24 protein-coding genes are annotated in these 25,474 nt (G+C 61.5%); 11 read left to right on the forward strand and 13 right to left on the reverse strand.

Going from position 1 to position 25,474, the window contains the following annotated elements:
• Positions 1-173: 173 nt before the first annotated feature.
• The 3 genes from phhA (at position 174) to C4J86_RS18415 (ending at position 2,612) form a co-directional block, all read left to right on the forward strand.
• Positions 174-965 carry a phenylalanine 4-monooxygenase gene (phhA, locus tag C4J86_RS18405; RefSeq protein ID WP_124371427.1) on the forward strand — a complete coding sequence of 264 codons (792 nt, stop codon included), beginning with the start codon at positions 174-176 and terminating at the stop codon, positions 963-965.
• A gap of 97 nt (positions 966-1,062) precedes the next feature.
• The gene (locus C4J86_RS18410) at positions 1,063-1,419 is read left to right on the forward strand and encodes a 4a-hydroxytetrahydrobiopterin dehydratase (RefSeq protein WP_124363799.1); all 357 of its coding nucleotides are present in this window, start codon (positions 1,063-1,065) and stop codon (positions 1,417-1,419) included.
• The gene (locus C4J86_RS18415) at positions 1,419-2,612 is read left to right on the forward strand and encodes an amino acid aminotransferase (protein WP_124371428.1); all 1,194 of its coding nucleotides are present in this window, start codon (positions 1,419-1,421) and stop codon (positions 2,610-2,612) included. The genes C4J86_RS18410 and C4J86_RS18415 overlap by 1 nt, the downstream gene beginning before the upstream one ends.
• Before the next feature lie 190 nt (positions 2,613-2,802).
• Here C4J86_RS18415 and C4J86_RS18420 read toward each other — a convergent pair whose 3' ends face one another.
• The gene (locus C4J86_RS18420) at positions 2,803-3,612 is read right to left on the reverse strand and encodes a UDP-2,3-diacylglucosamine diphosphatase (RefSeq protein WP_124371429.1); all 810 of its coding nucleotides are present in this window, start codon (positions 3,610-3,612) and stop codon (positions 2,803-2,805) included.
• Between the two features lie 142 nt (positions 3,613-3,754).
• Here C4J86_RS18420 and C4J86_RS18425 point away from each other — a divergent pair, with 142 nt between their 5' ends.
• Entirely contained in the window at positions 3,755-4,636 is an 882-nt protein-coding gene (locus C4J86_RS18425) for a DMT family transporter (RefSeq protein WP_124371430.1), read from the forward strand.
• Positions 4,637-4,638: 2 nt separating this feature from the next.
• Here the strand turns inward: C4J86_RS18425 and C4J86_RS18430 are convergent, their stop codons facing one another.
• Positions 4,639-4,926, reverse strand: a complete 288-nt coding sequence (locus C4J86_RS18430) for a SelT/SelW/SelH family protein (RefSeq protein ID WP_124371431.1) — start codon at positions 4,924-4,926, stop codon at positions 4,639-4,641.
• Positions 4,927-5,009: 83 nt separating this feature from the next.
• Between C4J86_RS18430 and C4J86_RS18435 the strand changes: the two genes are divergently transcribed.
• Positions 5,010-7,199 carry a patatin-like phospholipase family protein gene (locus C4J86_RS18435; protein WP_124371432.1) on the forward strand — a complete coding sequence of 730 codons (2,190 nt, stop codon included), beginning with the start codon at positions 5,010-5,012 and terminating at the stop codon, positions 7,197-7,199.
• A 128-nt stretch (positions 7,200-7,327) separates the two neighbouring features.
• On the opposite strand, the gene C4J86_RS18440 is transcribed toward C4J86_RS18435, so the two are convergent.
• A complete protein-coding gene (locus C4J86_RS18440) occupies positions 7,328-7,762 on the reverse strand; it encodes a MarR family transcriptional regulator (protein ID WP_065884521.1) in 435 nt (144 codons plus the stop codon).
• A 121-nt stretch (positions 7,763-7,883) separates the two neighbouring features.
• Positions 7,884-10,010: a DNA helicase RecQ gene (recQ, locus tag C4J86_RS18445; protein WP_124371433.1), complete on the reverse strand. Its 2,127-nt coding sequence runs from the start codon at positions 10,008-10,010 to the stop codon at positions 7,884-7,886.
• Positions 10,011-10,287: 277 nt separating this feature from the next.
• Here recQ and C4J86_RS18450 point away from each other — a divergent pair, with 277 nt between their 5' ends.
• The 3 genes from C4J86_RS18450 to C4J86_RS18460 all read left to right on the forward strand — a co-directional run bounded on the left by C4J86_RS18450 (position 10,288) and on the right by C4J86_RS18460 (position 14,867).
• Positions 10,288-10,875, forward strand: coding sequence for a YecA family protein (locus C4J86_RS18450; protein WP_124363806.1), 588 nt, complete (start codon positions 10,288-10,290; stop codon positions 10,873-10,875).
• 20 nt (positions 10,876-10,895) lie between these two features.
• Entirely contained in the window at positions 10,896-11,279 is a 384-nt protein-coding gene (locus tag C4J86_RS18455; RefSeq protein WP_124363807.1) for a YbaN family protein, read from the forward strand.
• A 117-nt stretch (positions 11,280-11,396) separates the two neighbouring features.
• Positions 11,397-14,867 (forward strand): hybrid sensor histidine kinase/response regulator, encoded by a 3,471-nt coding sequence (locus tag C4J86_RS18460; protein WP_124371434.1) that lies wholly within the window; start codon positions 11,397-11,399, stop codon positions 14,865-14,867.
• Between the two features lie 123 nt (positions 14,868-14,990).
• On the opposite strand, the gene rmuC is transcribed toward C4J86_RS18460, so the two are convergent.
• Together rmuC and C4J86_RS18470 are read right to left on the reverse strand one after the other, a co-directional pair.
• A complete protein-coding gene (gene rmuC, locus C4J86_RS18465; protein ID WP_164485291.1) occupies positions 14,991-16,355 on the reverse strand; it encodes a DNA recombination protein RmuC in 1,365 nt (454 codons plus the stop codon).
• 175 nt (positions 16,356-16,530) lie between these two features.
• Positions 16,531-16,854: a sel1 repeat family protein gene (locus C4J86_RS18470; protein ID WP_124367865.1), complete on the reverse strand. Its 324-nt coding sequence runs from the start codon at positions 16,852-16,854 to the stop codon at positions 16,531-16,533.
• Between the two features lie 846 nt (positions 16,855-17,700).
• Between C4J86_RS18470 and C4J86_RS18480 the strand changes: the two genes are divergently transcribed.
• The 3 genes from C4J86_RS18480 (at position 17,701) to C4J86_RS18490 (ending at position 20,108) form a co-directional block, all read left to right on the forward strand.
• Entirely contained in the window at positions 17,701-17,925 is a 225-nt protein-coding gene (locus tag C4J86_RS18480) for a hypothetical protein (protein ID WP_010208698.1), read from the forward strand.
• Positions 17,926-18,202: 277 nt separating this feature from the next.
• Complete coding sequence (locus tag C4J86_RS18485; RefSeq protein ID WP_124371435.1) at positions 18,203-18,685, forward strand: hypothetical protein; 483 nt, start codon at positions 18,203-18,205, stop codon at positions 18,683-18,685.
• 145 nt (positions 18,686-18,830) lie between these two features.
• On the forward strand, positions 18,831-20,108 hold the full coding sequence (locus C4J86_RS18490) for an OmpP1/FadL family transporter (protein WP_124363811.1): 1,278 nt from the start codon (positions 18,831-18,833) through the stop codon (positions 20,106-20,108).
• A gap of 65 nt (positions 20,109-20,173) precedes the next feature.
• Here the strand turns inward: C4J86_RS18490 and C4J86_RS18495 are convergent, their stop codons facing one another.
• From C4J86_RS18495 to cobU, 7 genes are all read right to left on the reverse strand, one after another.
• Positions 20,174-20,725, reverse strand: coding sequence for a glutathione peroxidase (locus C4J86_RS18495; protein ID WP_124371436.1), 552 nt, complete (start codon positions 20,723-20,725; stop codon positions 20,174-20,176).
• Positions 20,726-20,875: 150 nt separating this feature from the next.
• Positions 20,876-22,084, reverse strand: coding sequence for an MFS transporter (locus C4J86_RS18500; RefSeq protein ID WP_124367868.1), 1,209 nt, complete (start codon positions 22,082-22,084; stop codon positions 20,876-20,878).
• Between the two features lie 54 nt (positions 22,085-22,138).
• Positions 22,139-22,543 (reverse strand): MarR family winged helix-turn-helix transcriptional regulator, encoded by a 405-nt coding sequence (locus C4J86_RS18505; RefSeq protein WP_124363814.1) that lies wholly within the window; start codon positions 22,541-22,543, stop codon positions 22,139-22,141.
• 42 nt (positions 22,544-22,585) lie between these two features.
• Complete coding sequence (locus C4J86_RS18510) at positions 22,586-23,314, reverse strand: adenosylcobinamide-GDP ribazoletransferase (RefSeq protein WP_124371437.1); 729 nt, start codon at positions 23,312-23,314, stop codon at positions 22,586-22,588.
• A gap of 2 nt (positions 23,315-23,316) precedes the next feature.
• Entirely contained in the window at positions 23,317-23,892 is a 576-nt protein-coding gene (gene cobC, locus C4J86_RS18515; RefSeq protein WP_124371438.1) for an alpha-ribazole phosphatase family protein, read from the reverse strand.
• Positions 23,889-24,944, reverse strand: a complete 1,056-nt coding sequence (gene cobT, locus C4J86_RS18520) for a nicotinate-nucleotide--dimethylbenzimidazole phosphoribosyltransferase (RefSeq protein WP_124371439.1) — start codon at positions 24,942-24,944, stop codon at positions 23,889-23,891. The genes cobC and cobT overlap by 4 nt, the downstream gene beginning before the upstream one ends.
• Positions 24,941-25,462, reverse strand: coding sequence for a bifunctional adenosylcobinamide kinase/adenosylcobinamide-phosphate guanylyltransferase (gene cobU, locus C4J86_RS18525; RefSeq protein ID WP_124371440.1), 522 nt, complete (start codon positions 25,460-25,462; stop codon positions 24,941-24,943). Before cobU ends, cobT begins: the two co-directional genes overlap by 4 nt.
• Positions 25,463-25,474 lie beyond the last annotated feature (12 nt).

A 25,474-nucleotide genomic window follows, 5' to 3' on the forward strand; every position in this document is an offset into this window, starting at 1 on the left:
CTTTTCCCAGCCCAAGACAACGACGAGCGCCGCATCCGTAACGAATAGTTTACAAAATTCGGTAATTTTTCCTACTCAAGGGCCTTTGAAGCCGCTGAAAACCTGCGCTGTGCGGGTTATCAATAGACACACAGCAGGACATAACAAGAACGAATGCCTAGCAGGAGAGCCGTATGAAGCAGACGCACTACGTGGCCCGCGAGCCCGATGCGCAAGGTTTTATCCACTACCCGCCGGAAGAACACGCGGTGTGGAACACCCTGATCACACGCCAGTTGAAAGTGATCGAGGGCCGTGCCTGCCAGGAATACCTGGACGGCATCGACAAGCTTGGCCTGCCCCTGGATCGCATCCCACAGTTGGGCGAGATCAACAAAGTGCTGGCCGACACCACCGGCTGGCAAGTCGCCCGCGTGCCGGCGCTGATCCCCTTCCAGACCTTCTTCGAATTGCTCGCCAGCAAGCAGTTTCCGGTAGCGACCTTCATTCGTACCCGTGAGGAACTGGACTACCTGCAAGAGCCGGATATTTTCCACGAGATCTTTGGTCACTGCCCGCTGCTGACCAACCCCTGGTTCGCCGAATTCACCCACACCTACGGCAAGCTCGGCCTGGCGGCCACCAAGGAGCAACGGGTGTACCTGGCGCGCCTGTATTGGATGACCATCGAATTTGGCCTGGTGGATACCCCCGAAGGCCGGCGCATCTACGGTGGCGGTATTCTGTCATCACCCAAGGAAAGCGTGTATTGCCTGTCGGACGAGCCTGAACACCAGGCCTTCGACCCGCTGGAGGCGATGCGCACGCCGTATCGCATCGACATCCTGCAGCCGCTGTACTTCGTGCTGCCCGAGCTCAAGCGCCTGTTCGACGTGGCGCAGGAAGACATCATGGGCATGGTCGAGCGCGGTATGCAGTTGGGCCTGCATGCCCCCAAATTTCCGCCAAAGCCCAAAGCTGCGTAAACCTTACATTTTGACGCCAGGTGAGTCTGTTCCCTGGCCTCGCGTTGCTTTAGGGTGACGCCACTGACCTTCAATCATTCGAATTCAGGACACCTTCATGACCACCTTGAACCAAGCCCATTGCGAAGCCTGCCGCGCCGACGCCCCACAAGTCAGCGATGAAGAACTGCCGGTACTGATCAAACAGATCCCGGACTGGAACATCGAAGTGCGCGACGGCGTGATGCAATTGGAAAAGGTTTTCCTGTTCAAGAACTTTAAGTTCGCCCTGGCCTTCACCAATGCCGTGGGTGAAATCTCCGAAGCCGAAGGCCATCACCCTGGCCTGCTCACCGAATGGGGCAAAGTCACCGTGACCTGGTGGAGCCACTCCATCAAGGGCCTTCACCGCAACGACTTCATCATGGCCGCGCGCACCGATGAAGTGGCCAACAGCGCCGAGGGCCGCAAGTAATGCATTTCGACGCGATTGGCCGCGTGCCGGGCGACCCGATCCTCGGGCTGATGGACCTGTATGCCCAGGATGCCAACCCGAACAAATTCGACCTCGGCGTGGGCGTCTATAAGGATGACCAGGGCCTGACGCCGATTCCGCACTCGGTAAAACTCGCCGAGCAACGCCTAGTCGATAGGCAAACCACCAAGACCTACATCGGCGGTCACGGCGATGCAGCGTTCGGCGCACTGATCAGCCAACTGGTGCTTGGCGCCGATTCGGCGCTGCTGCGTGAACAGCGTGCCGGCGCCACCCAGACGCCAGGCGGCACCGGGGCCCTGCGCCTGAGCGCCGACTTTATCGCCCACAACCTGCCCGGCCGTGGCGTGTGGCTGAGCGACCCGACCTGGCCGATCCATGAAACCATTTTCGCCAAAGCCGGGCTGAAGGTCAGTCACTACCCTTACGTGGGCAGCGACAATCGCCTGGATGTGGCGGCGATGCTTGCCACCCTGTCCAGCGTGCCCGAGGGCGATGTGGTCTTGCTGCACGCCTGCTGTCACAACCCGACCGGCTTCGACCTGTCCCAGGATGACTGGCGCCAGGTGCTGCAGATTGTGCGCGAGCGCCAATTGCTGCCGCTGATCGATTTTGCCTACCAAGGCTTTGGCGACGGCCTGGAGCAGGACGCCTGGGCGGTGCGCTTGTTCGCCGCCGAACTGCCGGAAGTGTTGATCACCAGTTCGTGCTCGAAGAACTTTGGCTTGTACCGCGACCGCGTTGGCGCCTTGATCGTGTGTGCGGCCGATGCGCAAAAGCTTACGGATGTGCGCAGTCAACTGGCCAATATCGCGCGTAATCTGTGGTCGACACCGCCGGACCATGGTGCCGCGGTGGTCGCGACCATCCTCGGCGATGCCGAGCTGAAACAGCAGTGGAGCGACGAAGTCGAGGCCATGCGTTCGCGCATCGCGCAGTTGCGCGCCGGGCTGGTGGACGCGCTGGCGCCCCACGGCTTGGCCGAGCGGTATGCGCATATCGGGACGCAGCGTGGGATGTTTTCCTATACTGGGTTGAGTGCCGAACAGGTCCAGCAACTGCGTGAAAAGCACAGTGTGTATATGGTCAGTACGGGACGGGCCAACGTGGCGGGGGTGGATGCCACGCGCTTGACGCTGCTGGCTAAAGCCATCGCCGACGTCTCCAACTGAATAGGAGGGGTTAAGGCTTTTTGTAGGAGCGAGCTTGCTCGCGAAAAATGTCAACGATAACGCGTGCTTCCTGAATGAACGCGGTGCCTGTGAGTTTTTCGCGAGCAAGCTCGCTCCTACAGAGGGCGGTGTACGCTTGACTGAATGGCATTAGGGCTTGCCCCCTCCCACATTTGGATTGAGTTGACCTCTAGCCTGCAACCATTTCGGCTTTGAGCAGCGCCTCTTTGGCCTGCGCATCCGCCAGCCGATACAACTCGATATGCCCATCCCAGTGCTCAATCAACGCCGTGCACGACTCCACCCAATCGCCGCAATTGAGGTAATCCACCTCCCCCACCTTGCGGATTTCGGCATGGTGAATATGCCCGCACACCACCCCGTGCAGCTCACGCTTGGTCACTTCGTGGGCGATGGCCTCTTCAAAATCGCTGATAAAACTCACGGCGGTTTTCACCTTGTGTTTCAGGTAAGCCGACAGCGACCAATACCCGTAGCCATAGCGCGCTCGCCAGTGATTGAGCCAGCGGTTCAGGGTAAGGGTAAATTCGTAGGCCGAGTCACCCAGGAAGGCGAGCCAGCGGTGATAACGGGTGATCACATCGAACTGATCGCCATGAATCACCAGCAGATGACGACCGTCCGCCGTGACATGCACCGCCTCGTCCACCAGTTGGATATTGCCTAGGATCAGCTTGGAATAGCGCCTTAGAAACTCGTCATGGTTGCCGGTGACGTAGACCACCTCGGTGCCGCGCTTGGCCATGGTCAGCAGGCGGCGGATGACGTTGGTGTGGGCTTGTGGCCAATACATGCCGCCGCGCATTTTCCAGCCATCGATAATGTCGCCGACCAGATACACCTTGTCGGCGTGGTAGCCCTTGAGAAAGTGCGACAAGTGCTCGGCCTGGCAATCCCGGGTGCCCAGATGCACGTCGGAAATCCACAGGGTACGCACCCGTTGCTTGCGGCTGGGCTTGGCGAATTCGGCACGGGTCATGGGTGTCCCTCGACGCTGTTTTCGCGAGCTTGCGCCCTGGCAGTGAATAGCCCATGACAGCTGTGCTTCAGTCTGATGACAGCGCATTCGCCACCAGGCGTTGTAGACTGCGCCCCTGTTACCCCTTGGTCCAAGGATCGCAATGACTCCCCGCTCAGCCCTCGGCGCCCTGCATATCGGCGCATTGATGTTTGGCCTCACCGGTGTCTTCGGCAAGCTGGCGGCCGCCTCACCGTCCATCATCGTATTCGGGCGTGCCGCGTTCGCCGTGATAGCCCTGGCGGTCTTTGCCCGCTTTGCCAGCAACGCGCCCTGGAAGAGGCTTGAGTGGCGTGACTGGCAGCGCTTGTTGGTCAGCGGTGTACTGCTGGCGGCGCATTGGGTGACGTTCTTTATTGCGGTAAAAGTGGCCGGCGTGGCGGTCGCAACGTTGGGGTTTACCGCCTTCCCGGCGTTTACGGTGATGCTCGAAGGGTTGATTTTCCGTGAGCGCATTCGCGCCAATGAAGTGCTGCTGGTGGTATTGGTCACCGTGGGGCTGGTGCTGGTCACCCCGGACTTCAACCTGGCCAGCGAAGCCACCGGCGGCCTGCTGTGGGGAATCGCTTCCGGGCTGCTGTTCTCGTTGCTGTCGCTGAACAACCGCGCCAGCTCCGGGCGCATTCCGGCGGTACAGGCCGCGTTGTGCCAGAACCTGGTGGTTGCTGCGTGCCTGTTGCCCGTGGCGGCACCGGGGCTTGCGCACGTGCGTGCACTGGACTGGCTGTGGATCGGCCTGCTCGGCGTGTTCTGTACCGGCCTGGCCCATAGCCTGTTTGTCGCCAGCCTCGCGGTGATCAAGGCGCGCACCGCGTCGGTGGTGTTTGCCATGGAACCGGTCTACGGCATCACCGTGGCCTGGCTGTTGTTCGCCGAGACGCCCACCTTGCGCATGCTGCTGGGCGGCGCGCTGATCATCGTCGCAATCGTGCTTTCCGGCCTGATGGGCAGCGCCAGCCAGGCCAAGCAGCCGGCCGCAACCTGACTTCACGGCGTACGGTCGTTATGCCCAAGGTCGCGCTGCGGGTCGATCTGATCGCGCACGCGCTGCTTGAGCACCTTGGCCTCCGGGAAGCCTCCATCGGCCTTGCGCTCCCAGATCTGTACGTTGTCGCACGTGATGCGAAACGCGCCGCCGGCTGAGGGCGCCAGGGACACCTTGGCTAAATCCTCGGCAAACGTACTCAACAATTCCTGGGCCAGCCAGGCGGCACGCAACAGCCACTGACACTGGGTGCAATAGGTGATGACGATCTCGGGTTTGCTTGCGGACATAAGGTGAAAGGCTCCTGCGTGACGGCGTCAGTGGATCGCATGGCTATAATACCGGCCTTTATCGCCCAGCCTCGAGATTCATGATGCGCCGCCTGTTGTCTTGCCTGTTCCTCTGCCTGCTCCCCCTTCTTGCCGATGCCGTTGAAAGCCCACGCCCGAAAATCGGCCTGGTGCTGTCGGGCGGCGCCGCGCGTGGCCTGGCCCATATTGGTGTGCTCAAGGCGCTGGAAGAACAAGGCATCCAGGTTGACGCGATTGCCGGCACCAGCATGGGCGCGGTGATTGGCGGGCTGTATGCCTCGGGCTACAAGATCGACGAGCTGGAAAAGCTCGCCCTGAATATCGACTGGCAACAGGCGCTGTCCGATGCACCGCCCCGGGAAGACGTGCCGTTCAGGCGCAAGCAGGATGACCGCGATTTCCTGGTCAAACAGAAACTCAGCTTTCGCGACGACGGCAGTCTCGGCCTGCCGCTGGGCGTGATCCAGGGCCAGAACCTGGCATTGCTGCTGGAAAGCATGTTCGCCCACAGCAGCAACACGCGTAATTTCGACAAGCTGCCGATTCCGTTCCGGGCCGTGGCCACCGACATCACCACCGGCGAAAAAGTCGTGTTCAGCAAGGGCCACCTGCCCCAGGTGATACGCGCCAGCATGTCGATCCCCGCCGTGTTCGCTCCGGTAGAGCTGGACGGGCGCCTGCTGGTGGACGGCGGCATGACCGACAACATTCCCCTGGACGTGGCGCGGGAAATGGGCGTGGACATCGCCATCGTGGTGGACATCGGCACACCGCTACGCTCACGCAAGCAATTGGCGACCGTGGTCGATGTGCTCAACCAGTCCATCACCTTGATGACCCGGCGCAATTCCGAGGAACAACTCAAGGCCTTGCACCCCAGGGACGTGTTGATCCAACCGTCCCTGGCAGCCTACGGCGTGACGGATTTCGGCCGCGCCAAGGACATGATCGATGCCGGCTACCGCGCCACGCGTGCCCTCGACCTGCGCCTGGCGCACCTGCGGCCCGCCGAACCGGTAGACCCGCAACTGACCGCCGCGCGCACGCCCGGCGAACGCACCCCGATCATTACCGCGATCAAGGTGGAAAACGACTCCAAAGTCAGCGACGACGTGATCCGCTATTACATCCGCCAGGAGCTGGGCGAACCGCTCAACCTCGGCCGCCTGCAATCGGACATGGGCACGCTGTACGGCCTCGACTACTTCGAACAGGTGCAATACCGCGTGGTGAAAAAAGCCAAGGACAACACCCTGGTCATCAGCGCACGCGGCAAGCGCAGCGGCACCGACTACCTGCGCCTGGGTTTGAACCTGTCGGATGACATGCGCGGCGACAGCGCCTTCAACCTTGGCGCCAGCTACCGGATGAACGGTATCAACCGCCTCGGCGCCGAATGGCTGACGCGGGTGCAAATCGGTGATCGCCAGGAGCTGTACAGCGAGTTCTACCAACCGATGGACACGGGCTCGCGCTACTTCGTCGCGCCCTACATCCGTGCCCAGGCGCAGAATGTCGAGCTGATCATGGACAACGACCCCATCTCGGAATATCGGCTGGAGCGCTACGGTTTCGGCTTGAACGTCGGGCGGCAGATCGGCAACAGCGGCGAGATTCGCTTTGGCGTGGGCGAAGCCTGGGGCAAGGCGGACGTGCGTATCGGCGACCGCGACCTGCCGAGCGTGAGTTTCAGTGAGGGCTTCTATGAGCTGAAATACTCGTTCGACTCTTTCGATAACGTGTACTTCCCGCACACCGGCGAAGACATCGCCCTGGCTTACCGTGAGTTCGAGCCGGGGCTGGGTTCCGACCAGCGCTACCGCCAATGGGAGTTCAAGCTGGACAAAGCCATGAGTCACGGCCCCGACACGCTGATCCTGGGCGGACGCTACGGACGCACCCTGGATAAATCCGACGTGGTGGTCTCCAGCTTCCTGCTGGGTGGCGCACGGCAATTGTCAGGCTTTCGCGAGGACGCGATCTCGGGCCAGAACGTCAGCCTGATGCGCGCGGTGTACTACCGCCGGCTGACACCGCGCTCGTACCTGCCGCTGGATTTCCCGTTGTACCTGGGAGCCTCGGTGGAACGGGGTCGGGCGTGGAACAACGACAACCAGTTCGACAGCGGGTATATCAACGCGGCGAGTGTTTTCCTCGGCTTTGATACACCGCTGGGGCCGTTGAATTTCAGCTATGGATTCAATGATGACAATCAGAAAGCGGTGTATCTGAACCTGGGCCAGACTTTCTGACACAACACAGAGTAAATGTGGGAGGGGGCTTGCTCCCGATGGCGGTGTGTCAGGCGCCGACATGGCACTGATACACCGCCATCGGGGGCAAGCCCCCTCCCACACTTTGATCGTCGTTGTGTCAGGAATCAGGACTTTTCCAGATTCGCCAGGATGTGCCCGTGCACGCGCATGCATACGCGCAAATCCTCTTCGTCCACCCCAACAAACAGCTCATGGCGCAACGCCGTGGCAATGGTCTCGATCTGGTCGATGAGGGGCCGAGCGGTATCACACAACAGGATACGTTTGGCGCGACGGTCTTCCACTACCGCCTGGCGTTGAACCAGGCCTTGGCCTTCCAGGCTGTCGAGCAGACGCGCCAGGGTCGGCCCTTCTACCCCGACACTTTGTGCCAGTTCACGCTGAGTCGGTGCTTCGGTAAAACGGGCCAGGTGCAGCAGCACCAGCCATCGCGCCTGGGACAAGCCCAGCCCCGCGAGACGGCGGTCCAGCTCGGCGCGCCAACCTCGGGACATTTGCGCCAACTGCATGCCAAATCGGTGTTGATCGGTTAACGGCATAAAAAACTCATGTTTTAGACTGAAAACAAAGTGTGGCTAATTATTAGTCAGCTAAGCATGAGCCATGCCAGTAGGCAAGGCCCCGTATGTACTGATTCGTTACATTGTCGTAATTGGCACACTAAATTTCGAATTCAGACTGCAAAGCGGCGCGTACGCAGTACAAAACGCCCTCGGGAACACGCCCGGTAAACAGCGGCGCGATTTCCGCGACAGGTGGCAATTCGCCTTCCCCGTCAAGAAATGCATCCTGGATTTCACCGAGCAAATCTTCAGGCAAATCAAGAGCCTGCTCCAACGACAATTGCTGCTTGCCGATGGCTTCGGCCAGCAACGTATACACGTTCTTTTCCGAGCATTGCAGTTGGCCGGCGATCTGGATCGGGGTCATGCCGGCGCGAGCCAGGCTGATCAGCTCGTGGCGAATATCGGCGATTTCCTTCGGTGCTTCGGCCTGGCCGCCGAGTACCTCGAGGAACGCCTGGCCATAACGCTCCAGCTTGCGCGCGCCCACACCGCTGACCCTGGCCATCTCGGCCATGGTGGTGGGCTGCTCGCGAAGCATCTCCAGCAATGTGGAGTCGGGGAAGATGACATACGGCGGCACGCTGTGTTCCTGCGCCAGTTTGCGCCGCAGGGTACGCAAGGCTTCCCACTGTTCGCGCTCTTCGCCACGCACCAGCTGGCTGGCCTGGCTGGTGCTGCTCTTGGCGGTGGTCTGCGGCTTGAGGTCGCGGCGCAGCTCCAGGCTGACTTCGCCCTTGAGCAAGGGCCGGCAACTGTCGTTCAGGCGCAGGCCGCCGTAGCCTTCGATATCGATGTCGACCAGCCCGCGCGCGACCATCTGGCGGAACAGCGAGCGCCATTCGCCTTCGGCGCGGGCCTTGCCGACGCCGTAGACCGAGAGTTTCTCGTGGCCGAAGCTGCGGATTTTTTCGTTGTCCTTGCCCAGCAACACATCCACCAGATGGCCCACGCCATAGCGCTGGCCGGTGCGGTAGATCGTCGATAATGCCTGGCGCGCCGGCTCGGTGGCGTCCCAGGTCTGCACACCGTCGATGCAGTTGTCACAGTGGCCGCACGGTTGCGGCATGTCTTCGTCGAAATACGCCAGCAGCGTCTGGCGGCGGCAGCGGGTCTCTTCGCACAGCGAGAGCATGGCGTCGAGTTTGTGCTGCTCCAGGCGCTTGTGGCGCTCATCGCCTTCGGAGTTCTGCAGCATCTGCTTGAGCATCACCACATCTTGCAGGCCGTAGACCATCCAGGCATCCGCCGGCAGGCCGTCACGGCCGGCGCGGCCGGTTTCCTGGTAGTAGGCCTCGAGGGACTTGGGCAGGTCCATGTGCGCCACGAAACGCACGTTGGACTTGTCGATCCCCATGCCGAAGGCGATGGTCGCCACCATGATCAGCCCTTCCTCGTTGAGGAAGCGCTTCTGGTGTGCCGAGCGCGTTTCATTGGGCAGGCCGGCGTGATAAGGCAGCGCCGGGTAGCCTTGTTCACAGAGGAACGCGGCGACTTCATCGACCTTCTTGCGTGACAGGCAATAGACGATACCCGCGTCGCTGCGCCGTTCCGAGAGGAAGGCCAGCAACTGCTTGCGCGGCTGCTCCTTGGGCACGATGCGGTAGAAAATATTCGGCCGGTCGAAGCTCGACAGGAAGCGCTCGGCGTTCTGCAAATGCAGGCGCTCGACGATCTCTTCGCGGGTACGCTTGTCGGCGGTGGCGGTCAGGGCGATACGCGGCACATCAGGAAACAGCTCCGCCAGTTGGCCCAGCTGCAGGTACTCGCGGCGGAAATCGTGGCCCCACTGCGACACGCAGTGAGCTTCGTCGATGGCGAACAGGGCAATTTCCAGGCTCTGCAGAAACGCCAGCATGCGCGGCTGCACCAGCCGCTCCGGTGCCAGGTAGAGCATCTTCACTTCGCCGCGCTTGATCCGCGCCGCCAGGTCGCGCTGCTGCTCGGCACTCAGGGTGGAGTTCAAGGCAGCGGCGGCGACGCCGAGTTCTTCCAGGGTGGCGACCTGATCGTCCATCAATGCGATCAGCGGCGACACCACCACGGCCAGGCCATTGCGCAACAACGCCGGCACCTGGAAGCACAACGATTTGCCGCCACCGGTCGGCATCAGGACCAGGGCATCGCCGCCATTGGCCACGCGCTCAATGATCGCACCCTGGCGGCCACGAAAACTGTCGTAGCCGAAGATGTCCTTGAGGACGCGTTGAGCCTGCTCGAGCATGTAAAACTCCAAAATGGTGCGCAAATCCCTCTTTACAGGCTGGCCGAAAAAACCCGCTTTCATGGAAAATAATCCGTAAGCGAAGTTTTCCCGGACTGCTGCGTGGCCTGCAGGGGCATCACAAAACGCGGCAGTATACCCGAGCGTTCACCGGCAAAGGGCGCGACTGACGAATAGACCGCCTCTGTCTAAAACCGGGCAAAAATGCCGTGCGGCTGGCCTGGGCGCTCAAGAAAGCCTAGAATTCAGCATCGTTTATTCCCAAGGTAGCCCTTCAATGTCCTTCGCTGAGCAACTAACCCGCCTGCAAGCCTTCCTCGACGCCGATGAGCTGCATGACGAGGCGCTGGACTACGTGGCCGCCCACGGCTACCTGACCGCCCTGTCGATCTGCTCTGAAGACGTGCCCGAGCGTGAATGGATCGACGCGCTGTTCGCCGAAGAACCTCACTACGCCGACGACGCCCAGCGCGAAGAAATCGAAGCCACCCTGCTGGCCCTCAAGGCCCACATCGGTCGCCAACTGGCCTCCGATGAGGAATTCGAGCTGCCTTGCGAGCTGGACCTGGGTGAAGACCCGGACGACTCCGACCTGCGTGGCTGGTGCATCGGTTTCATGGAAGGCGTATTCCTGCGCGAAGCCGCCTGGTTCGAAACCGCCGAGGAAGAAGTCAGCGAAATGCTGCTGCCGATCATGGTCGGTTCGGGCCTGTTCGACGACCAGCCGGAGTTTTCCGATATCGCCGCCGACGCCAACCTGATGGACGATATGATCGTGCAGATCCCCGAAGCCCTCACCGCGCTGTACCTGCTGTGCAATGCGCCTGACGAAAAACCGGCGATCCTCAAGCCACGTCACCACTGAGTCGCTTGCCCGTGGACCCCATGGGCAAGCGTTCGCCGCTCCTGCGTTACGCACTGCTGGCCATCGGCTGGCTGAGCGTAGCGCTTGGGGTGATCGGCATTTTCCTGCCGGTATTGCCGACTACGCCCTTTCTCCTGCTGGCTGCCGCCTGCTTCGCTCGAAGCTCCCCGCGTTTCTACCACTGGCTGGTCGACCACCCGCGCCTGGGCCCCTGGATTCGTGACTACCTCGACGGTAACGGCATCCCGCTCAAGGGCAAGGTCTACGCCATCGGCTTGATGTGGCTGAGCATCGCCATTTCCTGCTACCTGGTGCCATTGCCGTGGGCACGCGGCTTCATGCTGACCAGCGCGGTGCTGGTGACGATTTACATCCTGCGCCAGAAAACCCTGCCCCCTCGCTGAACACACCTGCGACATTCGCCCTCACACGACCTTGGTCGACACTGACTAACCACAGGCATCATGCGAGACTGTCCAACCGGGCCCGGAATGCCCGGTGTTCCTATGCTCGGAGTTACCATGACGCTGTCCAGCGGGCTGATCGCCGCCGTTGCCCTGGCCTATATGGCCATCATGTTTGCCATCGCCTTTTACGGTGACCGTCGCCATGCGCCGCTGCCGCCGCGCGTGCGTGCGTGGGTCTATAGCCTGTCGCTCGCCGTGTATTGCACCAGTTGGACCTTCTTCGGCGCCGTAGGCCAAGCTGCCGAACAGCTTTGGGCGTTCTTGCCGATCTACCTGGGGCCGGTGCTGCTGCTGGTGCTGGCGCCGTGGGTGCTGCAGAAGATGATTCTGATCAGCAAGCAGGAAAACATCACCTCCATCGCCGACTTTATCGCCGCGCGCTACGGCAAATCCCAATCCCTGGCGGTCGTGGTCGCGTTGATCTGCCTGGTTGGCGTATTGCCCTATATCGCCCTGCAGCTCAAGGGCATCGTGCTCGGCGTGAACCTGTTGATCGGCTCCGGGCCCGACACCACGGGCACCCGGGCCCAGGACACCGCGCTGATCGTGTCGCTGGTGCTGGCGCTGTTCACCATTGTGTTTGGTACGCGCAACCTCGACGCCACCGAACACCACCGGGGCATGGTGCTGGCGATTGCCTTTGAATCCCTGGTCAAGCTGTTCGCGTTTCTGGCGGTCGGTGCGTTTGTGACCTACGGGCTGTACGACGGTTTCGGCGATCTGTTCAGCCAGGCGATGCTTGCACCGCGCCTGGAGGAATACTGGAAAGAGACCATCAACTGGCCGTCGATGGTGGTGCAGACCGGCGTCGCGATGATGGCGATCATCTGCTTGCCCCGGCAGTTCCATGTGACGGTGGTGGAGAATATCGACCCGCAGGACTTGCGCCTGGCCAAGTGGGTGTTCCCGGCGTATTTGATCCTTGCCGCGTTGTTCGTGGTGCCCATCGCCCTGGGCGGCAAGATGCTGTTGCCCGGTTCGGTGCTGCCGGACTCCTACGTGATCAGCCTGCCGATGGCCGAAGCCCACCCGGCCCTCGCGGTACTTGCGTTCATCGGCGGCGCATCGGCGGCCACCGGCATGGTGATCGTGGCCAGCATCGCCTTGTCGACCATGGTCTCCAACGACATGCTGCTGCCCTGGCTGTTGCGCCGCTCCAGCGCCGAGCGACCCTTTGAAGTGTTCCGCCATTGGATGCTGTCGGTGCGCCGGGTCAGCATCGTGATCATCCTGTTGCTGGCCTATGTGAGCTACCGGCTGCTGGGCTCCACCGCAAGCCTGGCGACCATCGGCCAGATCGCCTTTGCCGCCGTGACCCAATTGGCACCGGCGATGCTCGGCGCGCTCTACTGGAAGCAGGCCAACCGGCGCGGGGTCTTTGCGGGCTTGGCGGCGGGGACCTTCCTGTGGTTCTACACCCTGGTCCTACCGGTGACCGCGAAAAGCCTGGGCTGGTCGCTAAGCCTTTTCCCCGGCCTGACCTGGATGCACTCGCACCCGTTCGGGTTTTCCGTGACCTCACTGACCTTGGGCACCGTGTTTTCGCTGGCGGGTAATTTCACGCTGTTCGTGTGGGTGTCGATGCTGTCGCGTACGCGGGTGTCCGAGCATTGGCAGGCCGGCCGCTTCATCGGCCAGGAAACCAGCCAGCGCACCAGCGCCCGCTCCATGTTGTCGGTACAGATCAGCGACCTGCTCAGCCTGTCCGCACGCTTTGTCGGCGAAGAACGGGCGCAGCAGAGCTTTATCCGTTTCGCCTATCGCCAGGGCAAAGGCTTCAACCCCAACCAGAATGCCGACAACGACTGGATCGCCCACACCGAGCGCTTGCTGGCGGGTGTGCTCGGTGCGTCCTCGACGCGAGCAGTGGTGAAAGCGGCGATTGAAGGGCGGGAAATGCAGCTGGAGGACGTAGTACGCATCGCCGACGAGGCGTCCGAGGTGCTGCAGTTCAACCGTGCCCTGCTGCAAGGCGCGATCGAGAACATCACCCAGGGCATCAGCGTGGTCGACCAGTCGCTCAAGCTGGTGGCCTGGAACCGGCGCTACCTGGAGCTGTTCAACTACCCCGACGGTTTGATCAGTGTCGGCCGGCCGATTGCCGACATTATTCGCTACAACGCCGAGCGCGGCCTGTGCGGCCCCGGTGAAGCCCAAGTGCATGTGGCGCGACGCCTGCACTGGATGCGCCAGGGCCGGGCGCATACCTCCGAGCGCTTGTTCCCCAACGGCCGCGTGATCGAGCTGATCGGCAATCCGATGCCCGGTGGCGGTTTCGTCATGAGTTTCACCGACATCACCGCGTTCCGCGAAGCCGCACAAGCGCTGACCGAGGCCAATGAAGGCCTGGAACAACGGGTGACCGAGCGCACCCATGAACTGTCGCAACTCAATGTCGCGCTGACCGAGGCTAAGGGTGTGGCCGAATCCGCCAGCCAGTCGAAGACCCGTTTTCTGGCGGCCGTCAGCCATGACTTGATGCAGCCGCTGAACGCCGCGCGCCTGTTCTCCGCCGCCCTCTCCCACCAGCACGAAGGCCTCTCGAGCGAGGCCCGGCAACTGGTGCAGCACCTCGACAGTTCACTGCGCTCGGCCGAGGACCTGATCAGCGACTTGCTGGATATCTCGCGCCTGGAAAACGGCAAGATCAATCCGCAACGCCAGCCGTTTGCCCTCAACGAGCTGTTCGACACCCTGGGCGCCGAATTCAAGGCACTGGCCCATGAGCAGGGCTTGCGCTTTCGTTTGCGCGGCAGTCGCCTGCGGGTGGACAGCGACATCAAATTGTTACGACGGATCCTGCAGAATTTCCTGACCAACGCCTTCCGCTATGCCGATGGCCCGGTGCTGCTGGGCGTGCGTCGCCGCCAGGGCCAATTGTGCCTGGAAGTCTGGGACCGTGGCCCTGGCATCCCGCCGGATAAACAGAAAGTGATTTTCGAAGAGTTCAAGCGCCTCGACAGCCACCAGACCCGCGCCGAAAAGGGCCTGGGCCTGGGCCTGGCGATCGCCGACGGTTTGTGCCGCGTGCTGGGCCACCGCCTGAGCGTACGTTCATGGCCGGGCAAGGGCAGCGTGTTCAGCGTGCGTGTGCCGCTGGCCCGCAGCCAGGTCAGCCCGCAGCCAAAGGCCACCGTAGAAAACGGCGTGCCCTTGAGCGGCGCACGGGTGCTGTGTGTGGACAACGAGGAAAGTATCTTGATCGGCATGCGCAGCCTGCTGACGCGCTGGGGCTGCGAAGTCTGGACCGCCACCGGCCAGGCCGAGTGCGCGGCCCTGTTGGCCGAAGGCATGCGCCCGCAACTGGCGCTGGTGGATTATCACCTGGACCACGGCGAAACCGGCACCGAACTGATGAGTTGGCTGCGGGCGCAATTGGCCGAGCCGATTCCCGGCGTGGTGATCAGTGCAGACGGGCGCCCGGAAATGGTGGCGCAGGTGCATGGAGCAGGGCTGGATTATCTGGCCAAGCCGGTGAAGCCGGCGGCGTTGCGGGCGCTGTTAAGCAGACACCTGCCTCTGTAGACGGGATGTACTCGGTAAAAATGTGGGAGGGGGCTTGCCCCCGATGGCGGTGTATCAGCGGTGAATTTGTTGACTGACCCACCGCAATCGGGGGCAAGCCCCCTCCCACATTTTGATCATGTTTTATTCAGGGGAATGCGCCACGCCATCCGAATCGGTCATCGCGCGCTCGAGCAAATCCGCCGGCAGGCTTTTGCTGGCACGCGCGCCCAGCAGGCGCAGTTGCTCGGTGCGGCTGACCAGATTCCCGCGTCCATCGGTCAGCTTGTTACGTGCTGCGCTGTAAGCCTTGTCCAACTGCTGCAAACGGTTACCCACTTCGTCCAGATCCTGGATAAACAGCACGAACTTGTCGTACAGCCAACCGGCGCGCTCGGCGATTTCCCGGGCGTTCTGGCTCTGGCGCTCCTGCTTCCACAGGCTGTCGATCACCCGCAGGGTGGCGAGCAAGGTGGTGGGGCTGACAATCACGATATGACGGTCGAAAGCTTCCTGGAACAGGTTCGGCTCGGCTTGCAGCGCTGCGGAAAACGCTGCCTCAATCGGCACGAACAGCAGCACGAAATCCAGGCTGTGCAAACCTTCCAGGCGCTTGTAATCCTTGCCGGCCAAGCCTTTGACGTGATTGCGCAAGGACAGCACATGCTGCTTCAACGCCGCCTGGCCAATCACTTCGTCATCCGCTGCAACGTACTGCTGATAGGCGGTCAGGCTGACCTTGGAGTCCACCACCACCTGCTTGTCGCCCGGCAACATGATCAGCACGTCGGGCTGGAAGCGTTCGCCATCCGGGCCTTTGAGGCTGACCTGGGTCTGGTATTCGCGGCCTTTCTCCAGGCCCGCATGCTCCAGCACCCGCTCGAGGATCAGCTCGCCCCAGTTACCCTGGGTTTTCTGGCCTTTGAGGGCGCGGGTCAGGTTGGTGGCTTCGTCCGACAGGCGCAGGTTCAATTGCTGCAGGCGCTCAAGCTCTTTGGCCAGGGAAAACCGCTCGCGGGCTTCGTTCTGGTAGCTTTCTTCAACGCGCTTTTCGAAGGATTGGATGCGTTCCTTGAGCGGGTCCAGCAGTTGCCCCAGGCGCTCCTGGCTGGTTTCGGCAAAGCGTTGCTCACGCTCATCGAAAATCTTCCCGGCCAGTTCGGCGAACTGCGCGCGCAGCTCGTCCCGTGAACCCTGCAGGTCGGCGAGGCGTTGTTGATGACTGTCCTGCTGTTCACGCAGCTCGGCGCGCAAGGCGGCGGCCAAGGCGTCAAGCCGGCGCAGCTCGGTTTCCTTGGCGCTGCGGTCCAGGTTCCAGGCGTGGGCGGCGTCGCGGGCGTTATCGCGGTCGATCTGCAACAGCTCGACTTCGCGGCGCACCGCAGCCAGGTCGGCCTGCTTGGCGGCATTGGCGTGGCTCAGATCGCTGATTTCGTCGCGGCTGGCGTCCAGTTGGGCGGCAAGCCCTTCCTGGGCCAATTGCGCGGTCGCCAGGCGCTCCTCCAGCAATTCCCAGCCGGTGGTGCGCGCGGTCAGCCTTCGTTGAATCTGCCAGCACAACGCCAATAACGGCAGCGCGGCGCCAGCAAGCCCGAGGGCGACACTGGTCCAGTCGAAAACCATAGCCATTTCTGCCATCACCAAAAAAGAGCAAGGTTAACCAAGCAATGCCCGGGAGGACAGCTCAGTCTTCGACCTGGCCCAGTTCGCGCTGAGCGCGACGGTCGCCGGCGCGGGCCGCCGAACGCAACAGATCCTGGCCGATGCGCCGGTCGCGGGCATTTTCGCATTCACGGCACATCAATTGGCCCAGGCGGCTCTGCGCGGCCACCACGCCTTCGCGGGCAGGCTGCTTGAGCAGGCGGCCAGCCAGGTGCTTGACGTTGGTACTCTGCCCCAGGCGCGGGCTGTCGAGGAGCCACAAGGCGACTTTCAAAGAGAAACGCTTGGGCGCGGTAACAGTCTGGGGAGTGTCGGTAACAGAAGGTGATACTGAGCGAAACTTCATAAAGCACTGTGGGACAGAACGGAAGGCGCGCCACTCTACTCTTTTTTTCGTACAGGTAAAGCTGAAAAAACCCGGCACGCCCGTTCTAGAGCAAGCGCTTGGGACAATCCACAGAAGCTGTGGATAACTCAGTGGACAACCCGCCTTTAACTCGCGCAAAGGCCCATGGAATGGGGGCCGCAGTCAAACTGACGATTTTTTCACCAATAAAAAAAAGCCAGATTTTTCATTGACTTAAATTTTGATTGCAGGCAAATGGGCAGGCTTCAGGACAGTTACCAGCGAAGTTACCGGCGCTGCGACTAATGTGCACAAGTACCCAGCCAACGGTTATATCCCCGGCGTTTTTTGATCCGACACGCTCAGGAAATGTTACTGCCAGGAAACTGGAGGGTGGACGGCTGATGGTTTTTTTGCCAAGCCACTTCCTTTCCTTGTTTCGATCCGTTACTATCCGCAGCGTTAGTACCAAGCTGAAAGTCAATTCTGGTCGACATATCCCTAGAACTTCATGGGATCGACCACCTCGATGGTTTCCAGGTATCACTTGCGACGACACTGCCTTTGAACAAGCAAAGGGTGCCGCGAAGTCTGCATACTCTGACCGAACCAACCTGCAAATTGATCAGGATCTTCACCCTGGGCCCAGAACCTTTGCCCCTGTTGTGTTGCCTGCCCTCCTAAGTACCTACCTGCCAGCCCAAGCGCGCCTAATCCAATAGCGCTTCAAACTGGCTGCTTTGTTCCAGACTAGGTTCTTTCGTTTGATCAATGGTGATCAGCGTTTCTGGAACGTTTTAACGTTGCACGGTTCTTATCCGTGTCATTTGTAGGAACACCAATAATATGAACGCTCAAATCCACACTCAGGATGCCATCCGCACCCTCACCAACGCTTTTGCCCCAATGAACTGCCTGATCATGGCCGCTCGCAAAGGCTGCTTCAGCTTCACCCTGGTCAACGAACACGGCATCGCACGTCACAGCGAACGCCTGTACCCCGATCAATACTCCAGCGCAGAACCGCTGCAGGCCGTGATCGAGCGTACCCGTCAGGCACTGATTGCCTGATCGACCCGAGTCGCTGAAACACAAAAACCCTGTCTGAAAAACAGGGTTTTTTATTGCCTGGAATTTAGTTCTGGGATTTTTTACTAAGCACGAATAGATATAAACGTTATAACCGGATAAAGAAGATGTTTTAAAAACAGTCCTTTACAGGATGAATATGACACTACACTTCAACTCAAGCGGCATGATCCGCTTGCGACGGGCCTGAGATCCGATCCACCGCTGCCAAGCTCCTCCTTCTCAGGCTCGTCATTCATTCCCACGGACTGAGGTTTGTATGGGTATTGCCGCCAGCGAATTGTGTCGTTATGTGATCAGGCCGACCTTGATGTACCTCGGCTGCCATAACCCGACCGCCGAAGCCCTGCTGCTGGGCATTGCCGCCAGCCAGTCGGAACTGGGCTCGGCCTTGCATGATCGACGCGGCCATGGCCTCTACCGCATCACCGAACCGCGTCACCGCGCCCTCTGGGATAGCTACCTGGCGCTCGATCCCGAGCGTGCGAGCCTGGTGCGCGGGCTGGCCAGCCAACATGCGTTTCTCAGCGCGCCTCAGTTGGAATTGACGGTGAACCTGCGTTACGCCACGGCAATCGCCTGGTTGCTGGTGGAACAACACCGTCCTGCCCTGCCCGCGCCCGGCGATGTATTGGCGATGGCACGTATCTGGAAAGAAATATTTCACCCTCAAGGCCGCCTGCGAGATTTCTCCCAGGCCTGGCAAAGCTGTGTCAGCCCAATGAAACAGGTGGCCTGTTGACCGGGCAAATTGCAAGATTCGCCAAAAAACCGGAAATCTGGTCGGATTGTCCTACAAAACCGCTCTATCTCCTGCATTACAGCCTATAGCGCGATGTTAAATTTATTGATACTTTCCGCAGCGGTGATCACACGGAGTTCTAATAATGAAAAAAGTAATGCTCAAGACCACACTTAGCCTCGCCGTTGCCATGGCCTCCTCCCAACTGTTCGCCAGCGGCTTCGCCCTGAACGAACAGAGCGTCAGCGGAATGGGTACTGGCTTCGCAGGTCGCTCTTCTTCTGCCGATGACGCAAGCACTGTCTACGGTAACCCTGCCGGTATGGCTCGCCTGAACGGCCAGCAAATCACCGGCGGTGTCGCAGCCATCGATGCCTCTACCGATCTCAGCGACACAAGCGGTCGCTCTCGCGGCAGTAACAAAGGCGACATGGTGCCGTTCACCGCCGTACCTTTTGGTTTCTACACCAATAAGCTCAACGACCAGTGGGCCGTCGGTTTCGGCGTGTATGCGCCGTTCGGCCTGATAACCGACTACGAAAGCGGCTTCCAGGGCCGTGGCTTTGGCAGCAAGAGCGAAGTGAAAGTCATCACCTTGCAACCAACGGTCAGCTACGCCTTTAACGATCGCGTTTCCGTCGGCTTCGGCCCGACCATCAACCGCATCGGCGGTACCCTGGAATCGGACATCACGCTGAACCCTGCCGCGCCGGACACCAATATCAAGATCAAGGGTGACGACACCGCGCTGGGTTTCAACGTCGGCGTGCTGGTACAAGCCACCGATACCACCCGCGTCGGCCTGACCTATCACTCCAAGGTCAGCTACAAGCTGGAGGGCCACACCGAAGTCACCGCGCCGACCGCGACCTCTCCGTTCCTGCGCAGCAACCGTTACGACGCTTCGCTGAAGATCGATACGCCTGAGTCCTACGACCTGTCGGTGACCCAGGACCTGACCGACGCATGGAAACTCTATGCCGGTGCAACCTGGACCCGCTGGAGCCGCCTGAAAGACATCACCGTCAAGAACGACGGCGTCACCGGCGCAACCGGTGGCGCACTGGCCCCAGCGTTGGTAAGCACCATCAAGGAAGACCAGAACTGGCACGACACCTGGGCTTACGCCCTGGGTACTTCGTACCAGTTGACCAAGCAAGTGGTGCTGCGTACCGGCCTGACGTTCGACCAGTCGCCGACCAACAACACTGATCGCTCGCCGCGCATTCCTACCGGCGACCGCACCATCTTCAGTCTGGGCCTGGGCTACGAGGTCATGCCGAACATGACCATCGACGTGGCCTACTCCTACCTGAAGGAAGAGGACGTCAAGGTTGCACGCTCCAACCAATTGGCCAGCTACAACGCCAAGTATGAAAACAGTGCCAACGGTTTCGGCCTGGGCATGACCTACCGCTTCTGATTGGTTGCGGTATAAAAAAGCCCCGCTCTCCTGCACAGGAGGCGGGGCTTTTCAATGGGCGGCGATCAGGGTTTGGACGCCAGCGCCTCTTCTACCGCCTTGATCAACTCCGGACTGTCGGGCTTGGTCAGGCTGGAAAAATTGGCGATGACTTTGCCCTGGCGATCCACCACGTACTTGTAGAAATTCCACTTGGGCGGCGTGTCGGTCTGTTGCGCCAGCACCTTGAACAAATTGACCGCGTCCGGCCCCTTGACCTTCTGCGGCTCGGTCATGGTGAAGGTCACGCCGTAGTTCACATAGCAGACCTTGGCGGTTTCTTCGCCAGTCTTGGCTTCCTGCTTGAAGTCGTCGGACGGCACGCCAATCACTTCCAGGCCCTGGCCCTTATAGCGCTGGTACAACGCTTCGAGGCCTTTGAATTGCGGGGCGAAGCCGCAGAAGCTCGCCGTGTTGACGATGACCAGGGGCTTACCCGCGAAACGCTGGCACAGGTCAATGGATTCCTTGGCCCGCAGCTTGGGCAATTGGCCCTCGAGCAACGGCGGGCAACTGGCGGCCAGGGCCACGCTGCCAGCAGCCATCAGGACGGGTACAGCGAGCCAGCGCATCAACATGTGAAAAGTCCTCGCATGGGTTCAGACATAGAACTTAACAGATCGCCATGCCCAACTGCATCAACGCCAGGCCGCCGTGCTGCCAGCCCCACCAGGCCAACAGCAACAACATCAGCCCTGCCACCAGGGCCGTGCACCGCAGTGCTGCACTCATGCCGCCTCCATTTGCGCCTGCACGCGCGCCACTGGCCGTTCACGCACCGGCCAGTTCAGGGCCGCCGCGAGCAGGCTGAGCAGAATCGCCACTTGCCAGATCAAATCGTAGTTACCGGTTCGATCATAGACCACCCCGCCCAACCAGCCACCGAGGAACGAGCCGAGTTGATGGAACAGGAACACGATCCCCCCCAACATCGAGAGGTTGCGTACACCGAACAAGGTCGCAACAGTGCCGTTGGTCAGCGGCACGGTAGACAGCCACAGGAACCCCATTGCCATGCCAAACAGGTAAGCCGTGACTTCGGTGACCGGCGCCCACAGGAACAACACGATCACCACCGCACGCAACAGGTACAAGCCAGTGAGCAAGCGCGGCTTGGACATGCGCCCACCCAGCCAGCCGGCCGTGTAGGTGCCGAACACATTGAACAGGCCGATCAACGCCAGCACCGTGGTGCCCGCGGTAGCCGGCAGATGCTGGTCCACCAGATATGCCGGTAGATGCACGCCGATGAATACCACCTGGAAACCGCAGACGAAAAAGCCGAAGGACAGCAGCCAGAACCCGGAATGAGAGCACGCCTCCTTCAACGCTTCGCGCAGGGTTTGCTGACCGACCGTGGTCGGCAGCGGCCGGTCCTTGAGCATGGCCACCAGCGGCAGGATCAACGCGACCATCAAGCCTAACGCCAGCAGCGCCGCAGACCAGCCCAGCCACCCGATCAAGCCGAGGGTGCCTGGCACCATGGCGAACTGGCCAAAGGAGCCTGCGGCGCTGGCGATGCCCATGGCCATGCTGCGTTTTTCCGCTGGTACGGCGCGGCCGACCACACCGAGGATCACTGAAAACGACGTGCCGGACAGGCCAATGCCGATCAGCAATCCCGCGCTCAGGGACAAGGACCACGCCGAATCCGACATGCCCATCAGCACCAGGCCCACGGCGTACAACACGCCACCGACGAACACCGCCTTGGTCGCGCCGAAACGGTCAGCCAGGGCCCCGGTGAACGGCTGCGCCAGGCCCCAGATCAGGTTCTGCAAGGCAATGGCAAAGGCGAACGTCTCACGTCCCCAGCCAAATTCGCTGCTCATCGGTGCCAGGAACAGGCCGAAGCCGTGCCGCACGCCCAACGACAACGCCAGGATCAGCGCACTCCCCACAAGAACCCAGCCACTGGTGCGCCACATTGAGGTCATTTCTTATTCTCCGCTCGCGGGTATATACCCGCTTATAGTCGAACAAACCGCCGTTCAGGCAAGTTCATCCAGCAAGGCCAACAACGTTTCGCGCTTTTCGGCGCCCAGTTGATCGATCAGTTTCTGTTGCGCCGCTTCCCATGCCGGCAAGGCCGCGGCCAACCGCTGCTGCCCGGCCTCGGTCAGCTGCACCAGGCGGTTGCGCAGGTCATCGCCCTCAACCAACCGGACCAGGCCGTCACCTTCCAGTACGCGCAGATTGCGCCCCAAGGTGCTGCGGTCCAGGCCCATCGCTTCCGCCAGGCTGGAAATGCTCGGCTGATCGAGACGTTGCAGGTTGCTCAGCAAAGAATACTGGGCAACGTTGATCCCGAAGCCGTCGAGGGCGCCGTCGTAATACCGGCTGACGCCACGGGCGGCGCGTCGCAGGTTGGTGCACAAACATTGGGAAGCAAGCATAGAGCGTGTATATACCCGGAGTTAAGCAAATGCAAGAAAGTGTTACAGCGCCAGCCCGATCAGCACGGCCGCTTCGAGCAGTTCCAGCAGGGCGCCGGCGGTATCGCCGGTGGTGCCACCGAGGCGCCTGATTATTAAATGGCGCAAGCCGATAAAACAGCCCGCCGCGAGCAGTACCGCTATCCCACCGCTGAAACCACCGATCAGGATGCAGGCCAGTCCACTGAGGATCAGCACCTGCTGGCCGACAATCCTCGGTAAATGATCCGACAGCGCCTGGCCCAATCCACCGGCACGCACATAGCGCGTGGTGAGAAACAGCGCCAACATCGAAGCCCGGCCGATCAATGGCGCGAGAATCAGCGCGGCGCCATTATGCTGCTCGATCAAGGCCACCAGCGCGGTGAATTTGAGCAGCAACACCAGGCCCAGGGTGACCACGGCAATCGGCCCGCTGCGCGGGTCCTTCATGATGCTGAGGGTGCGTTCGCGGTCGCCGAAGCCACCCAGCCAGGCGTCGGCACTGTCCGCCAGGCCGTCCAGGTGCAGGCCGCCGCTGAGCAGCACCCAGGCGGTCAATAGCAGCGCGGCGTGCAGCAACAATGGCGCACCCATCAACAGGCTGTTCAGGCCCCATAGCAGCAGGCCAAACAGCAGACCCACCACCGGGTAAAACAGCAACGAACGCCCCAGTTCCTGAGGTTGCGGCATGCCTGGCAGGCGAATCGGCAGGCTGCTGAGGAATTGCAGGGCGATCCAGAATGGCAGCATGTTCAGACTCCTTCCTTCAACGTGCCATCGGCCGCTACCTGCAGGCTGAACAGCCCACCGTGGCCGACTTCGACATTCAGCAAGTGTTCACGCGGCAGGCCGCGCGCGCGCGCCAGTAACAGGCGCATGACGCCGCCGTGGCTGATCAACAGCACGCGTTCACCGGCATAGGCCTGCTGTAGACGTAAGACGGCGCCCAGCACCCGTTCGGAAAACGCCTCCACCGGCTCACCTTCTGGCGGCGTGAAGCGGTAGGGATCCGCCCAGAACAAGCCCAAGCCCTCGGCGTCGGTTTCCATCAACGCCGCCGCGCTCTGCCCTTCCCAGGCGCCGAAGTGCAGCTCTTGCAGGTCTTCTTCCAGGCTGACTGGAAGGTTGAGACGCCCGCCCAATTCCTCAGCAAAGCGCGCACAGCGTTGCAACGGCGAACTGATCAGCCGGTCCCAAGGCCCCTGCCCCAGCACAGCCGCGCGCATCTGCTCCCAGCCCCTGGCCGTCAAGGCATCATCCAGGCTGCCGCGCAGGCCGCCGCCCAGCTCGGTTTCACCGTGGCGCAGCAGGTCCAGGTGCAAGGTCATGCAGGGCGATCCGCCACGGCGGCTTCGGCGAACGTCGCCATCTGGCCGTGCAACGCACAGGCCAGGCGCAGGAGCGGCACCGCCAGCGCCGCACCGCTGCCTTCGCCCAGGCGCAGGCCCAGGTCCAGCAGCGGCTGTGCGTCAAGACTGTGCAGCACCTGACGATGGCCCGGCTCGGCGCCACGATGGCCGAACACCAGCCAGTCGCGGCAGGCCGGATTCAAGCGCGTGGCCACCAGCGCGGCGACGCTGCAGATAAACCCGTCCACCAGCACCACGATGCCTGCCTGGGCGCAGGCCAGGTAGGCACCAACCAGCGCGGCAATTTCAAAGCCCCCCAGGTTGAACAGCGTCTGCAACGCGTCGCCACGCTGGGCCGCGTGCAACGTCAGGGCGCGCTCGATGACTGCCACCTTGTGGCTGACGCCTTGGGCATTCAGCCCCGTGCCCGGACCGGTCAGGTCACTCACCGGGCAATCGAGCAGCGCACACGCCAACGCGCTGGCGGCGGTGGTGTTGCCAATGCCCATTTCACCGCCGATAAACAGCTCTGCGCCGTGCTCCAAAGCGCGGCGTGCGCTGTCTCGGCCGGCCTGCAAGGCCTGGCGCCCCTGCACCTGGGTCATCGCCGGGCCGTGGACAAAGTTGGCCGTGCCCGCGCCGATATTCAGGTGGCGCACGCCGGGTAGATCCAGGGAGGGCGTGACCGTGCCGAGGTCGACCACTTCCAACTGCGCATCCAGCTGGCGAGCCAATACGCTGATGGCCGCGCCACCGCTGACAAAATTGTGCAGCATCTGCCCGGTCACAGCCTGGGGAAACGCCGACACGCCCTCGGCAACCACGCCATGGTCGCCGGCAAAAATCGCGATCCACAGCTGCTCCACCGACGGTTTGACCCGGCCCTGCAACCCGGCCAACTGCACCGCCAGCGCTTCCAGCTGGCCGAGCGAACCGGCGGGCTTGGTCAACTGCTGCTGACGCGCCAACGCCTGTGCTTGCGCAGCGGCGTCGATGGCCTTGCAGGGGTTGAGCCACCAGAAATCCGTCATAACGCAGTACCTTTCAAAGTCAGGGGCAGGCCGGCAACCGTCAGCACTACGCGCTGACATCGCTCGGCCAAGGCTTGATGCAGCCAACCGGCTTCATCCACATAACGGCGAGTCAATTCACCCAGCGGCACGACACCCAGTCCGGTCTCGTTGCTGACAAAAATGATCTGCCCCGGCAGTGCAGCCAGGGTATCGAGCAACTGGTCGCGCTCCGAAGCAAGGCGCTCAGGGTCTTCCAACATCAGCAGATTGGTCAGCCACAGGGTCAGGCAGTCCACCAGCAGGCAACGCTCGGCAGCGGCGTTGTCGCGCAACACCCGCGCCAGCTCGATGGGCTCTTCGATCAGGCCCCAATGGTCGGGGCGACGCGCACGGTGCAGGGCAACGCGCTGGTTCATCTCAGCGTCCAGCGGCTGGCTGGTGGCGATATACATCACCGGTAAACCGCTGCCGCCGGCGAGTTTTTCAGCCAGACGGCTTTTGCCCGAACGGGCGCCGCCGAGAATCAATTGATGCATGAGCCAATCCTT

This window comes from Pseudomonas sp. R2-7-07 (assembly GCF_003852355.1).
Classification (GTDB): Bacteria; Pseudomonadota; Gammaproteobacteria; order Pseudomonadales; family Pseudomonadaceae; genus Aquipseudomonas.